The following is a 13,139-nucleotide window of genomic DNA, read 5'->3' as shown; positions in this document are numbered from 1 at the left end:
CGCCTACTGTTCGCTCTTAGATGTCCCTTAACGTTTTAGCTTCAAGATAAACACCATCATAGATACACCGAGAAAAGACCATGGCAGCAATATCAGCAAAAGATGTTAAAGAACTGCGTGATAAAACTGGCGCAGGGATGATGGACTGCAAGAAAGCCTTGCAAGAAAATGATGGCGATCAAGAAAAAGCCATTGCCTATCTGCGCAAAAAAGGCCTCTCCCAGGCGGGTAAAAAGTCCGGTCGCGTCACCGCTGAAGGACTCGTTGATAGCTACATCCACTTCGGTGGTCAAATTGGTGTGTTGGTCGAAGTCAACTGTGAAACAGATTTTGTAGCCCGCAACGAAGCCTTTAAAGAGCTGGTACAAGACATTGCCAAGCAAATCGCCGCTTGCCCCAATGTCCAGTATGTTGATACCGATGAAATCCCTCAGGATTTTGTGGAAAAAGAGAAGGCAGTGGCCATGGGCTCTGACGCCCTTAAGGGTAAGCCCGACAATATTAAAGAAAAAATTGTCCAAGGCAAGTTAGATAAGACCTTAAAAGAACTATGTCTCTTGCATCAACCCTATATCAAAGACCAAAGCATCACAGTCCAAGAACTGCTGCAGCAGGCTATTTCTAAGCTGGGCGAGAACATGAAGGTTCGTCGCTTTACTCGCTTTGTCCTAGGCGAAGGCATTGATAAAGTTGAGTCTAACTTAGCCGAAGAAGTGGCAGCCCAAACTAAGCCTAAAGCAGAAGAGAAACCTGCGGCCAAAAAGGCTACTTCTAAGAAGAAAAAAGGTAAGAAGAAGTAAACAAACTAAAAAGGTAGACCAAGGTCTACCTTTTTAGTTTAAGCGATTATAGCGTGCTGCCCGCCGTTCCATTTTTGAGGCTGCTACCATCGTAAAAAAGTGATATCTAGCTCCTCAACGTGAAATAATCCAGCGATTGATATTTGGTCTTAATTGAAGCTGGGTACAATTGCATAACGATGCGATCGCAACCTGCGATTCTCGTTATCTTAGTGGCTACGCGCCGATTGGTAATGATGGTCCCAGAAATTACGCAAATTCAGCAAAGCCTTGATCAACTGGATAAAAAAACCGTTGAATTAACTCACAAAGTGCATGAGCAGTATGGGCAGTATTTAACCCTGCTTGGCCCTGCCGTCTCCCAGAAGCTCATTCAGGCTAGCTATCATCTCTGTACCCAGGTAAATCCAGCTAGCTTTTTAAAACTGTCTTTGAATCAGCAACAAACCCTGCAACAAGAGGTGCAGCGGCTGGGCACCAAATTACAGGAAACGCTAAAAGCCGTTACTCAACCCTTAACCGATGTCACTCAGCATGAGAGTGTGGATCCTGAGCATTTATCGCATCTCTTGCAAGATATGGAACAGGCGATTCTAGACGCTTTGCGCCAAATTTCCCAGCAGGCCAATGAATGCTTACAAGAATATGACATTGTTAACATCAACTCCATGGATTTGCTGTTTGATATTGCCAGAAAAGCAGCTGAACAGGGGCGACCGATCACCAGCGCTCCCCATTTAATCAAAGCGCTCATGGACGATCAGAACGACTCCCCTGAAGACAGCTCAGAACCAGTAGTGGCGATTTTCCTGCAATTATCAGATTTAGAATTTAACGACGCGGAAGTCATGAATGAACGACATCAACTCCGTCAGCTGTGGCAAGAGCTAAAAACCTTACAGGAAGCGTTTACCAAAAAGCAACGAGAAAAGACCGTTGCTGAAGCCACAGCAGCTTGGCGAGCCAGTTGGTTTCCCGCAGAAGTCAGCGAATAAACGCGACCAGGTCCGTTTCAGCAAAATCGATCAGAAAGATAAATAGTTCTAGTGCTTCTTTAGGAACTTTTCTAAAAGTTTGACAGACTGACTTTTGTGTCAGGTTTGCAAGAGTAAGGAGCGGCTCTGATGATGCGTTTCAAATCGGTATCCACAGCACTACTAAGCGGAACAGTCATGGTTCTCGCGGGTGTGCTTCCCATTAGACATAGCCAAGCCGAAACCCTGACCTATCCCAAAACGGTGCAAGTGAAGCCAGGGGGGGCCAGCATTTTTGCCCAGCCCAGAAACTCTGGGGAAGTGATTGGAGAATATAAAGCTGGGGTCATTCTCAATCCAACCCTGCGCGTTTTTAGCAATGAAGGGCAAATTTGGTTAAAAGTAGGCGACCATTGGATTCCTGAAGCTTCATTACGGGTGATAGAGGGTCCACCCCCTGCCGCAGCCCAGTCCCCGACTCCACCTACCTCGTCGCCTTCACCGACCCCTGAGTCCCCTTCAAAACCCTCTAAGCCCTCAACGCCAGCAACACCCTCAGCACCTAAAGGAAAACCTCTAGCTGCTCCGGTTGTTAAAACCCCACGAACGGCAGAGGTGATTGCCAAGGACGCAGACGTTGCCATTAATGTCCGCGAGGAACCCACTACTGACTCAAAATCTTTGCTAGCCGTTAAGTCAGGGGAGCCTGCTGAGGTTTTAAAGCAAACCTTGGGCAAAGATTCCTATACTTGGTACAAACTGAAATTCACTCGATTGGGAGCAGAAGGGTGGATGCGCGGTGACTTTGTCAAAGTCCGCACTCAACAATCTCAGCCTCAAAGCACAGCCGCTCCGCCTAAAAATCCAGGTGCTATCACGTCCCCCCCTGGTGTATTTGTCGCTCTCAAAACGACCCCAGCTCAGCAAACCGCCACTCAGTATCGGGCTAGTTCTGGCCAGAACGTTGAACTCCTCAAAATGGTCAAAGGCGAAGATGGATTGGCTTGGTACAACGTTCAGTTTCTCGATAATGCCGAGGCCAAAGGGTGGGTTCGAGGCGATCAGGTGAGATGGCTGGTGAGCTATACTCAACCCAAAGCGGCTAAGTTGAGCGCTTCCCCAGGCCAGATCATTTCTTTTTATGCCCAGCCCGCTGAGGAAACAGCGTTGCCCCTTCGCGGCATCTCAGGTCAAACCGTAGAGGTTTTGAAACAGACCAAGGGCAACAATGGCTATGCTTGGTATTCAGTCAAAGTGCAAGATAAGCCAACGGCTCAAGGCTGGGTCAAAGGCGAGAATGTCCGCTTACAGCTATAAATACCGTAATCGTGGCGACCTAAAAAGCGACGATGGGACAAGCCATTCGCCTCTAGTCGTTCATCGATAACAAAACCTTTTGGGTACCGCGCTGTTGCGCCACTTCAAACGCTTGAATGCCCTGAGACAAGGGAAAGGTGGTTTGGATCAGAGAGGTGACATCTACTGCTGACTGGTCCAATAGATCTAAAGCCTTGGCAAAAGGGCCACAGCGAGATCCCAACACGGTCAGCTCATCGACGACGATAGCAGCCGCATCAATGGTTAAATGCTCGGCATAGGTACTTTTGAGTACTAACGTTCCTCGGGGACGCAGAGCTTTACGCGCCAGGTCAAACCCTTGAGGATTACCTGTACATTCAACGGCAATATCAAAAGACCGCAGCTGTGCCTGGAGATCAGGTTCAAAGCCAGTTGCAATCTTTCGGGCTGAGAGATTCGCTAATTTCTCGGCATGACGCCCCACGACAAAGAGTTGACATCCCGTCAGCGCTAAGGTTTGGGCAACCAGCTGCCCCAGCTTGCCATCACCGACAACCAGCACCTGGTGGGAAGGAGTGATGGCGATTTGTTCCTGAATCTCTAAGGCTGCTGCGAGAGGTTCCGTAAACGTAACCACTTGATCGGGAAGATGATCGGGAACGGGATGGAGATTCTCAACGGGTAACGTTAAATATTCGGCAAAAGCCCCATGACGATTGACGATACCTAAAACAGACCGTTGTTCACAGTGGGTCGATAAATGACGACGACAATAGTCGCAGTTGCCACAGGCTGCATTGATTTCACCGACCACTCGCTTGCCTTGCAAATGAGCAGGTCCCTGTTCGACCTGACCAACAAATTCATGGCCCAGAATACCGGTATAGGGGTAATAGCCCTTGATTAACTCCAGATCGGTATTACAAATGCCTGCTTGTCGCACTCGGACCAAGGCTTCATCCACATGAGGTTGAGGCAACGGCAAATCCGTGCGATGCCGAAGCTGATTGTTTTCTAACCAAAGCCCTTGCATAATCTCCTCCACAGTCATCTAATCCAGCAATGGCAAACCGTTCTTTCTGATGATTGCTCAAGCCATCCATCAGGCATTGTTTTAACTAATTGGGTATAAATTTGATATTTCTGTAACTTATTTAAAGGTTTGACGTAGAAAATTAAAGGGCAGAGAGCGGTTGGCATAAGCCTTGAACCAAAACGGTGTGATCTCAGAGGGAAGTAAGCTGTGATCTGGGTTTTGCAATACTAAGGACAGGAGTGATATACCTGAATTGTAACTCTTACGTTCAATGAGGCTTTGAAGGCATTATGAAGCGCCACCAGATCACATCTATGATTGCGTTGTCCGTCGTGGCTGGTGCAACCTTGGTTATGGGAGCTCAACCTGCACAAGCCGGTGAAGCACGATTTAGTTGTGCCCTAGGCAGTGGCACCCCTACTACCATGGCAAAAACCAAGCGAGGTTATGTACCCGTCATTCGCTGGACCTCTGAATATTTTGGCGCTTCCGGTTGGTCCCCAGAAGCTCGCTGTGCCGAGGTTACGGATCGCTTCAACTCCTATTATCAAAAGGACACCCTGAATTTCCTGACCACCGGTCGGATGAATCGCCAGTCTGTCGTTTGTGTCGCGAACTATAACGGGGGTCCTTGCAGTGGTTTATTGTTTACCCTCAAGCCAGGCAGCAATCCTGGGCGAACCTTGCAACAGCTCCTTAGCGTTCGAGTCGGTGCATCAGGGCCTCTGAATGAGTCTACGGCCCGCGTTTATATTGACATGGAAGATTTCTTGAGTAAGGCACCGGTTGAGAAAGAAGCAGGGGCAACCCAAAGCACCCCTCAACCCAAAATTGAATCCACGACTCCAAGCTCTACAACCACCCCTGCCGCGACTAAGCCTTTGGGATTGTGGTAAACCTCTAAATCTTTGGTCCATGCCGGTTGGGAACGAATGATTTAGATAACAACTATAAATTCAGGCTAACCTGAGCAAGAGAGCTTCTCAAGCCAGCATTAGCCTGAATTTTCTCTTATTCAGGTGTCGTACCCCTAACACGCAGCGCTGGTGAAGGCAGTTATGGGCAAGAGCAATCAGGTTGTTACTAGCAAATGTTCTGAGATTCACGCTGGATACAGCAGGTCATACAGCATAGCCTTAGACCATCAACCCACCGACGATGACCACTAGCGTATGATTGCTATCAATATGGATCATGAATCAGGACGTAAAGCAATTAGATAGCATGGTCCCCACGTTAAGTCTGTACTCCTTATGCACCATAGCGCTATGGCTACCGGGCATACCCCCTAGTGCTGAACTTTGTGCTCAAGTCCCTGGGGTGCCGTTGCTCGCAGCTCCTGCGAAGACTGAACCGCACCCCGTCTCGGTTGAACGGTTACGCCGTTATGCGCGAACCATCACCGTAACGGTGTGGGTAGATGATCGATGGAGTTCTGGGATTTTAGTCCATCGCCAAGGTCAGACCTACACGGTGATCACGAATCAGCATGTCGTCGCCGTTGGCAAACGCTATCAAGTGGTGCTGGCAGATGGGCAGCGTTATGGCGCCGATCTAAGGCCATCCCCAAACCAGGAAAAGAACGATCTGGCGGTACTAGAATTTCAGAGTCCTAACGTTGCTTATCCCGTCGCTCGGTTCGCTCCCTCTTTGTCACTAGTCCCCGGAGTTCCTGTTTTTGCAGCCGGATTTCCCATTGCTCAAGCCTCAGCCAACCAACCTCAATTTCGCTTCACCTCAGGACAGGTCTCTCTGATCTCTGATCGGGTATTGCAGGGTGGTTATCAGATTGGCTATACCAATCCCATCCAGAAAGGAATGAGTGGTGGCCCTGTCTTAAATCGTTGGGGGCAGGTGATTGCGATCAATGGAATGCATGCCTACCCCCTCTGGGGTGACCCTTACATTTTTATAGATGGTTCAAAACCCAAGCCTGCTGAATATCAAGTGATGCAGCAGTCCAGTTGGGCCATTCCTGCAGAACGATTTCTGCAGTATATCCCCACTGCCCACAAAGTTAAGCGATAGAGGTTAGAGGACAGGGCTCGCCCCTAGAACTCGCCCCTAGAATAAGGCATTAGACAACCGATGTAAGACGGCAATCCACATATCAGACGGGGCACTGTAATACTCAATGGTATCGACCTGGTAGGTCACCCATTGATCAGGTTGCATAATCTCATTATAGTCACCGGGGCGAATATGGGACCCTTGAGCAGTCATGGAGTAGTAGTTCGTTCGATTCTCCATCACATTAATCACAAAGTTGGGGGGACTGTCACATACGGTATAGCGATGAATTTTATAGGGGCATTGAAACAACTTGAAAATTGGCATACAAAATGAACAGTTGGACGTCAAAGCATAAATTCTGGAATGATTCAAAGACTGAGATCAGCAAACCAGTGGCCAGATTAGTTGCGAGGCTCAATCCTTATCAAACTTTTAATTCAGCCCAGGGCTCTGCCCAAACCTGTAGACGATAAAATAATTCGTTGCTTAGGAAGTCGGATCAACTGTCCCTCTCGTTCCAATTCATTCAGTAAGCGCGTGGCCGTAATTCGATTAATCCCGGTAAGCTCAGCAATCAGTTGATGGGTCAGGCCAATATCCAGGAGTTGCCCTTGCTCCACCGGCTGACCAAATCGATGGCTCAACCAGGTTAAGAAATGAAGCAGGCGCTGGGGAGCGAGTTTATAGCTATTAATGAGGAAGAGATCCTCCATGAAACGAATATGCGATCGCAGTACTAATCCCAGCTCTTGACTGGAGACTGGAACCGCTCGCACTTGAACATCACTGACACTTTCCATTTGAAAGGGGGCCATGCTGGTAAAGCGTTGCCCAATACAATCTCCAACCCCCCATAGTCCTAAAGTGACTAAATCCCCTTCATCATCCCAAGTGACCGTACGAACAACACCTTGCTCAATACACCACAGATATCCTGCAGACTCATCGGGAATCACTTGTTTGGGCTTGAGTTGTAAACAATCCTGCGTGGGGCTGAACGAAGTAGCGTGCACAGCAGTCATAGGCTTATATCCAATAAACTAACTTGAGATAAGCAAGCCTTTTGGGGCTCTAGTAGTCATATTTCGGCAAATGAGACCTGCATTTCCCCCAAAGTTAGTGTTCAATATGATGGCAAGCATGTCAGTCTAAAACTAGGTCAACTTAAGTAGAAATTTGGCTCAGAGTAAGTAGAAAAAAATAGAACTTTCTAGCCTCAAATGGCGCTATTGCAAACACCAGATTTTTACATCCCCCTATCTTTTTTCGGCAAAGCACTGCTGGCCAAAAAAGCGGCAGCCCACAAGCGTTAGTAACGCTTGTGGGCTAGAAATGGATGGAAGAGGACTAGAGAGATTGCAAAAAGGCCATCAGGTCAGTCCGCTCCGGTTCAGACAACTGAAGAACCGCCTCCTTCGACGCTTGGGCTTCTCCTCCATGCCAGAGAACCGCCTCCATCAAGTCCCGCGCCCGACCATCATGGAGGAAAAACGTATGCTTATTGACGTTTTTAACTAAGCCAATTCCCCACAAGGGTGGTGTGCGCCATTCTTGCCCTTCGGCTTCGAAGTCGGGACGATTATCGGTTAACCCTGACCCCATATCATGGAGCAGCAAGTCCGTATAAGGATAAATCACCTGATTGTTGAATTCTGGATGCTCCGAGGTCTGGCCCGTCACTAGCTTGGGTGTGTGGCAACTGGCACATTGCGCTTGGTAAAACAGCTTTTCACCCCGTTGTTCTGAGACACCTTCAAGATTGCGTCTGGCAGGCACCGCCAGCAAACGCATATAGGTGGTAATTTTATCCAAAAATACGTCGCTGACTTCCGGCTGTTCACCAAATTTGAGCTCTTTTAGACAATCCGCTTGGCCTTCATTACAGCTGGGTTTAGGGAACAGGGAGGTGGTGAGACCAATATCCCCATTAAAGGCCCCTGCAATTTGCTGTTTTAAATTAGGTTGATTGGCTTTCCAGCCCAAAATTCCTAATTGTTTTTCTTGCTTGGCAAAATCCCAAACATAATTGGGGCGACCTGAAATACCATCGCCATCTTGATCTTCCGGATCCGCTTGTTTTAAAATCTCTGCTTTGGGAACCGTCTCTAACAAACCCAGGCCAAACACAGCTGGCGCGACGCGGGGCGAGAATAAGACTTCATCCCCTAGGGGTCCATAGGCCAAATCTGTGAACTGATAGCTAGGCTGTCGCACACTAAACGGTTTACCATCCGCAAAAGTGCCGGGTTCCTCTTTCCAGGTGATTTGAGTGCGGCCTTCAGAAGGGACTCCTAGTATTCCTTGCTCTTGGAGCTGTCCACCATACAAGGGATGAGGGAGAGGCCCTCCTTCTTCCGTTTGACCCGGAATACTAAGCCGAATCAGTTTGGATAACATGCGGTCTTCATGGGGCAAAGGTGGACGACCTCTGCCATCCCGTACATGACACCCGGCACAAGAATTCCGATTAAAGAGCGGCCCTAATCCATCCAGGGTTGCTACTGAACTAGGAGCCTGCACCCATTGGGTATTGAACAGGTGATCGCCAAAGACAAAAACCCGCCTTCGCTTCCGATCCAGGTTTTTAATCGGTTGGGCAAAGGCCGTTTTGGTGGCTTTACTCACCGTTGCGGCAGCACCACCAGACAGTTCGGTGCGATTGTCAGGGGAGAAGGCTTCTTGAGAAGTTACTCCACCCTGAACCACCAAAATCATCAGGGCTGTGAAAACAGCCCAGACGATCAGGAATAGGCGTTTAAACTTCATTCTGCCAAGATTTCTACAGAGGTACCGAGTACTGGGCCTAGTTCTTTAAAAGCCTCTCCCTGGTTCTCTAAAGCAGTGACCACTGCTTCAACTTCAGCTCGCTGAGGACTGCCCTGAGCAGAAGCGAGAACTTGATCAAAGGGTTGATCGATTTGAGAAGCTGATTCTTCGGTTGTAGTGAGGGCTGCCGTTATTTTCTGGTTCAGATCAGGATTCATTTGCGCCAGCAGCTCATCAAAGCCTTTGCCTTGATATCCTGCATAGTCACCAAAATAGACATTACTAATACCTTTGGCATTAAAGACAAAGTCTTGGTAGGTGGTGTCACTAAAACAAGAGTGCTCGTCTTCTTGATTCCCACTATCTAAGGCAACCGTCATCCGCTCCGACGCCATTTCAAAAGCGCTTAAGGTGGCCAGTGCTGTGAAAATTTTGCCTACAGTGGCTTTGGGATCGCCCTTCAGAAACTTAGCCCGATAATTCTCAGCATTGGGCTTCCATTCTGTTTCTAGGAAGGTTAAATCACTCACCAGCTGTTCAGTCACTAGGGTTAAGTATTGGCGACGACGATCATTGTTGTTTTGGTTAGGAATAAAGTCTTCGAAGCTACGCTGTCCCGGACCTTCATTATTGAAGTCTTGGCCCCATAGTAAGAATTCAATCGCATGCCAGCCTGTAGTCACATCCGCTTCATCCGTGACTTGGTCATTTTCCATAATGGCAGCGATGGAAATCTCAAATTTGGGATTGTTGATTAGACCGCTGTCAGGCTTTTCTTTGACGTAGTCAATAAAGGCTTCATTCATCGGCCAAGCATTGATTCGACCTTCAGGGCCTTCTTCTCCAGTTTTGGCATCCACAAAGTCAATGGGGCCTTCATAGAAACGAAAGGCTTCTGTTTGGAGATAGCTCTGTCTCGCTTGTACCCAGGCGTCTTGAGCAGCCTTATGAGACGTTTCATTCGGATTATCCAAAAAGGCTGTGATTGCCACCTGCATCATGGCCGCTTGGGTACGAGCATCCTGATAATTACGAAAGACGACCTCTGCATAGTTCTCTACATAGGGTGTGAGATCAACATTTTTCGCAGCGATGGTCTGCTGACGACCCGTCTTGTCGTGGTGATGGGCGTTGACGACACCAACGGTCGACAAGGTGACGGAACAGCAAAGCAAACAACTCAGGGTTTGAGAAAGTCTTGGAGAAATCATCATGGGCTCTGTAATCAGTACGACACTGCAAATGAATTGCAGACAAGGTGCAAAAACACTCCATATACTTGCAACAGTTCAGTATATGTAAGTGAAATTTATTTAAGATAGCCAAGAAGAAAAAAAATCAAATAGAGCTGTTGTATCCCCCACAGCTTTTGATCGTAAAGGACCTCAGGTGGTCGTAAATTTCAATCGATACCATATCACTTATTGAGAAATAAAATCAATTGATTGCAATAAGTGTCTATAGAATTTTGGCAAAGCGAACATCATTACTGGCATAGCAGGTTGTCTCTTGCCGGATTAGGGTTGCGATCGCAGCGTTCAGTACGGTGTTCTCACTGCAAAATCTCTTGCAGTTGGGTGCAGGCCGCTTCAATCTTGCTAATACTGCCGGGATTAACCAGGCCGTAATAATCGAAGGCATGCACCCGCTTATTCTGCGTCGCCTTCAGCTTGCTCCAAAACGGTTCAGCCTCAAAGGCCGCCACGGGATCTTGCTCTGGGTCCACCACCAGGACAATATCGGGATCTGCCTCCAGTACCTTTTCCGCCGAAAGGGTGACATAGCCTTCCACCGGGCTTTGGCCTTGTAGATCTGCTGCTAGGTTTTTGGCCTTAAATTGCTGGAGCAGATCTCCAGCCCAGCTATTTTTGTTGGGGGCCAAGATCGGTTGTCGACTGACTAGCACCAAGGTTGAGGCTGATTCTGAAGGCAGCTTGTTGAGACATTTTTGATAGCGAGCTAATAAAGAGGCAGGGTCGGCTCCAATTTGGTCTGCTATCTCTTCCGTTAACGTGATTAAATCCTGCCAGCCTTTGACTTCCGTCGTCAATGTAGCAATGCCCAAATCCTCCACTTTGCTAAGGGGCTGATCATGAAACCCTCTCGCACCAATCACCAGCGTCGGCTTGAGGGCAACAATTTTTTCTAAATCAGGGGCGGTTCGTCCTTGACTGACTTGGGGGAGATCTTGAAACCGCTGGTCGGTTCCAATTAATCGACTACCCGGAATGCCCACCAGCTTGGTGTCATCCAGGTGATGAATAATATCGGCTGTGAGGGAAGTCAAGGCCACGACCTTTACTGATTCGTTGGTTGTGGCATCTGCCGTCAGGGGCTGATCGCTATTGGCAGAGGGCTGTGGGTTTGAACAAGCGAACAGTTGGCTACTGAGGAGTAGTGCGGCTAGGAGCAGCTTAGAACGGTTAGTCATGGGAAGGAACGGTTGAAGGAACAGGTGTATCGGCTGCGCGGATGGCACAGATTTGTAAGCCCACGGGGCTATCCATTAGGGCAGCGGTGATGCCAAAAACTTGAGCGAGATTATGGGGGGTGAGCACTTGTTGGGGAACACCCAAATCAAAGAGTTGTCCTTGTTTCAGTAGCGCTAGGCGGGCACTATAGCGGACCGCGAGATTGACATCATGGAGAACGGTCAGAATCGTCAGTCCTCGGTCTTGATTGAGGGATTTCAGAAGCTCCAGTAATTCGAGCTGATGGTGTAAATCTAAAAAAGTCGTAGGCTCATCCAGCAGCAAGACTTTGGGATTTTGAGCTAAAGCCAAGGCTAAAAAAGCTCGCTGGCGTTCGCCACCTGATAAGTTTTCCAGGGGGCGGTTGCGAAATGACAACATCCCAGTTTGAGCCAAGGCTCGTTTAATGTGCTCATGATCTGTGGGTGTTAGGGACCATTGCCACCAGGATTGATAAGGGGTCCGGCCTAAACAGACCAGTTGGTGAACGGTTAGCCCTGCAGGTAGCGTTTGGTGCTGGGGCAAGACGGCCATCTGTTGGGCGACGGCCTGGGTGGATTGCTGTTGAATCGCTTTGCCATCTAGAAGAATCGTGCCTGCTTGCAGGGGCAACATGCGGCTGATCAGTTTTAATAAGGTCGATTTCCCGGAGCCATTCGCCCCCAATAAACTCAGCCACTCGCCCTCCTGCAGGGTAAACGCAACATCTTTAACAATGCTGGTTTGGTCATATCCACCGCTAATTTTTTGAAGGTCTAGGAGCATGGTCACACTCCTAACGGAGATATACGACGATACAGCAGCCAGATAAACAGAGGAGAACCTAAAAGAGCAGTGACTGCACCTACAGGCAGTTCAACGGCTCCTAACCGAGCCAGCAGATCGGCTAAAATCAACACCCAGGCCCCGCCAAGAGCAGACAAAGGAACGACCCAGCGATAGTCCGTGCCCACTAAGAGGCGGACACCATGGGGGACGACTAAACCAACAAAGCCAATTAATCCAGCCATGCTCACAGCACTGGCGGCTAATAGGGTAGCGATCCCACCGATTAAGAGGCGCGATCGCGTCAACGATACCCCCAAACCCACCGCTAGCTCATCTCCCAAATTGAGGATATTGATATTGCGGGACAGCAAACAGCCTGCAATCAGCGCACCGCCAATATAGGGACCAGCATTCACCACTTCTGTCCAGCCTCGTCCATTTAAACTGCCAATCAGCCAATTAAGAGCGGCTTGAATCCGACCATCATCAGACAACAAGAGTAGGGTGGTTTGTACTGCACCTAATAAAGAGCTAACCGCAACCCCACCTAAGACCAAACGTTCCACCGCAATCCCGTTGGCAGTGTGGCCTAAACGATAGACTAACGCCGAGGTCAAAACAGCGCCAACCCAGGCAGCGACGGGCAACCAGCTTAAGAAGATATTGAGGGTGAGAAGTGCGATCGCAACCAAACCAGCCCCTGCCGAAATCCCTAGGATAAACGGATCGGCCAGACCGTTTCGTAGCATTCCTTGCAATAAGGCACCCGACATTCCCAAGGCAGATCCCACCAACAGCGCAGCAGCAATCCGAGGCAATCTCAGGTCCCATAAGATGGTTTGATTCAGTTCAGGTCCTTGGTGCCACAGGGCTTGCCAGACTTCTTGCAGGCCCATATCCACGGAGCCTTGGCCTAAGGACAGCAAAATTGTAATGACGAGTCCGGCACCTAAGATGCCCATCAATGAAGCACGTTGCACAGCTTTTGAGTCCGCCTAAAACGTTGAGGGTA

At 48.9% G+C, this 13,139-nt stretch carries 13 protein-coding genes; 5 read left to right on the top strand and 8 right to left on the bottom strand.

Features of this window, described 5'->3' with window-relative positions:
- The first annotated feature begins 80 nt into the window (after positions 1–80).
- The 3 genes from tsf to AM1_RS15505 all read left to right on the top strand — a co-directional run bounded on the left by tsf (position 81) and on the right by AM1_RS15505 (position 3,091).
- Entirely contained in the window at positions 81–800 is a 720-nt protein-coding gene (gene tsf, locus AM1_RS15515) for a translation elongation factor Ts (protein WP_012163820.1), read from the top strand.
- Positions 801–979: 179 nt separating this feature from the next.
- Positions 980–1,795 carry a hypothetical protein gene (locus tag AM1_RS15510; RefSeq protein ID WP_012163819.1) on the top strand — a complete coding sequence of 272 codons (816 nt, stop codon included), beginning with the start codon at positions 980–982 and terminating at the stop codon, positions 1,793–1,795.
- 129 nt (positions 1,796–1,924) lie between these two features.
- The gene (locus tag AM1_RS15505; protein ID WP_238548986.1) at positions 1,925–3,091 is read left to right on the top strand and encodes an SH3 domain-containing protein; all 1,167 of its coding nucleotides are present in this window, start codon (positions 1,925–1,927) and stop codon (positions 3,089–3,091) included.
- 52 nt (positions 3,092–3,143) lie between these two features.
- Here the strand turns inward: AM1_RS15505 and AM1_RS15500 are convergent, their stop codons facing one another.
- Complete coding sequence (locus AM1_RS15500; RefSeq protein WP_012163817.1) at positions 3,144–4,106, bottom strand: MDR/zinc-dependent alcohol dehydrogenase-like family protein; 963 nt, start codon at positions 4,104–4,106, stop codon at positions 3,144–3,146.
- Positions 4,107–4,399: 293 nt separating this feature from the next.
- Here AM1_RS15500 and AM1_RS15495 point away from each other — a divergent pair, with 293 nt between their 5' ends.
- Together AM1_RS15495 and AM1_RS15490 are read left to right on the top strand one after the other, a co-directional pair.
- Complete coding sequence (locus tag AM1_RS15495; protein ID WP_041659896.1) at positions 4,400–5,005, top strand: COP23 domain-containing protein; 606 nt, start codon at positions 4,400–4,402, stop codon at positions 5,003–5,005.
- A 298-nt stretch (positions 5,006–5,303) separates the two neighbouring features.
- Positions 5,304–6,137 carry a S1 family peptidase gene (locus AM1_RS15490; protein WP_049783741.1) on the top strand — a complete coding sequence of 278 codons (834 nt, stop codon included), beginning with the start codon at positions 5,304–5,306 and terminating at the stop codon, positions 6,135–6,137.
- Between the two features lie 36 nt (positions 6,138–6,173).
- On the opposite strand, the gene AM1_RS15485 is transcribed toward AM1_RS15490, so the two are convergent.
- From AM1_RS15485 to AM1_RS15455, 7 genes are all read right to left on the bottom strand, one after another.
- Entirely contained in the window at positions 6,174–6,446 is a 273-nt protein-coding gene (locus tag AM1_RS15485) for a hypothetical protein (RefSeq protein ID WP_012163813.1), read from the bottom strand.
- A gap of 113 nt (positions 6,447–6,559) precedes the next feature.
- On the bottom strand, positions 6,560–7,144 hold the full coding sequence (locus AM1_RS15480) for a Crp/Fnr family transcriptional regulator (RefSeq protein ID WP_012163812.1): 585 nt from the start codon (positions 7,142–7,144) through the stop codon (positions 6,560–6,562).
- Between the two features lie 325 nt (positions 7,145–7,469).
- Complete coding sequence (locus AM1_RS15475; protein ID WP_012163811.1) at positions 7,470–8,888, bottom strand: di-heme oxidoreductase family protein; 1,419 nt, start codon at positions 8,886–8,888, stop codon at positions 7,470–7,472.
- Positions 8,885–10,102: an imelysin family protein gene (locus tag AM1_RS15470; protein ID WP_012163810.1), complete on the bottom strand. Its 1,218-nt coding sequence runs from the start codon at positions 10,100–10,102 to the stop codon at positions 8,885–8,887. The genes AM1_RS15475 and AM1_RS15470 overlap by 4 nt, the downstream gene beginning before the upstream one ends.
- Positions 10,103–10,440: 338 nt before the next feature.
- Positions 10,441–11,319 carry an ABC transporter substrate-binding protein gene (locus tag AM1_RS15465; RefSeq protein ID WP_012163809.1) on the bottom strand — a complete coding sequence of 293 codons (879 nt, stop codon included), beginning with the start codon at positions 11,317–11,319 and terminating at the stop codon, positions 10,441–10,443.
- Entirely contained in the window at positions 11,312–12,124 is an 813-nt protein-coding gene (locus AM1_RS15460; RefSeq protein WP_012163808.1) for an ABC transporter ATP-binding protein, read from the bottom strand. The genes AM1_RS15465 and AM1_RS15460 overlap by 8 nt, the downstream gene beginning before the upstream one ends.
- 2 nt (positions 12,125–12,126) lie before the next feature.
- Entirely contained in the window at positions 12,127–13,089 is a 963-nt protein-coding gene (locus AM1_RS15455; RefSeq protein ID WP_041659895.1) for a FecCD family ABC transporter permease, read from the bottom strand.
- Positions 13,090–13,139: the final 50 nt, after the last annotated feature.

This window comes from Acaryochloris marina MBIC11017, from assembly GCF_000018105.1.
GTDB lineage: Bacteria > Cyanobacteriota > Cyanobacteriia > Thermosynechococcales > Thermosynechococcaceae > Acaryochloris > Acaryochloris marina.
This window is presented reverse-complemented; position numbering and strand designations above follow the sequence as displayed.

Excerpts from the sequence above, each read along its gene's own strand:
- AM1_RS15490 (WP_049783741.1), top strand. The coding sequence starts at position 5,304 with ATGAATCAGGACGTAAAGCAATTAGATAGCATGGTCCCCACGTTAAGT.
- AM1_RS15475 (WP_012163811.1), bottom strand. The coding sequence starts at position 8,888 with ATGAAGTTTAAACGCCTATTCCTGATCGTCTGGGCTGTTTTCACAGCC.
- AM1_RS15505 (WP_238548986.1), top strand. The coding sequence starts at position 1,925 with ATGATGCGTTTCAAATCGGTATCCACAGCACTACTAAGCGGAACAGTC.
- AM1_RS15495 (WP_041659896.1), top strand. The coding sequence starts at position 4,400 with ATGAAGCGCCACCAGATCACATCTATGATTGCGTTGTCCGTCGTGGCT.
- AM1_RS15470 (WP_012163810.1), bottom strand. The coding sequence starts at position 10,102 with ATGATGATTTCTCCAAGACTTTCTCAAACCCTGAGTTGTTTGCTTTGC.
- AM1_RS15465 (WP_012163809.1), bottom strand. The coding sequence starts at position 11,319 with ATGACTAACCGTTCTAAGCTGCTCCTAGCCGCACTACTCCTCAGTAGC.
- AM1_RS15485 (WP_012163813.1), bottom strand. The coding sequence starts at position 6,446 with ATGCCAATTTTCAAGTTGTTTCAATGCCCCTATAAAATTCATCGCTAT.
- AM1_RS15480 (WP_012163812.1), bottom strand. The coding sequence starts at position 7,144 with ATGACTGCTGTGCACGCTACTTCGTTCAGCCCCACGCAGGATTGTTTA.
- AM1_RS15500 (WP_012163817.1), bottom strand. The coding sequence starts at position 4,106 with ATGCAAGGGCTTTGGTTAGAAAACAATCAGCTTCGGCATCGCACGGAT.
- tsf (WP_012163820.1), top strand. The coding sequence starts at position 81 with ATGGCAGCAATATCAGCAAAAGATGTTAAAGAACTGCGTGATAAAACT.
- AM1_RS15510 (WP_012163819.1), top strand. The coding sequence starts at position 980 with ATGCGATCGCAACCTGCGATTCTCGTTATCTTAGTGGCTACGCGCCGA.
- AM1_RS15455 (WP_041659895.1), bottom strand. The coding sequence starts at position 13,089 with ATGGGCATCTTAGGTGCCGGACTCGTCATTACAATTTTGCTGTCCTTA.
- AM1_RS15460 (WP_012163808.1), bottom strand. The coding sequence starts at position 12,124 with ATGCTCCTAGACCTTCAAAAAATTAGCGGTGGATATGACCAAACCAGC.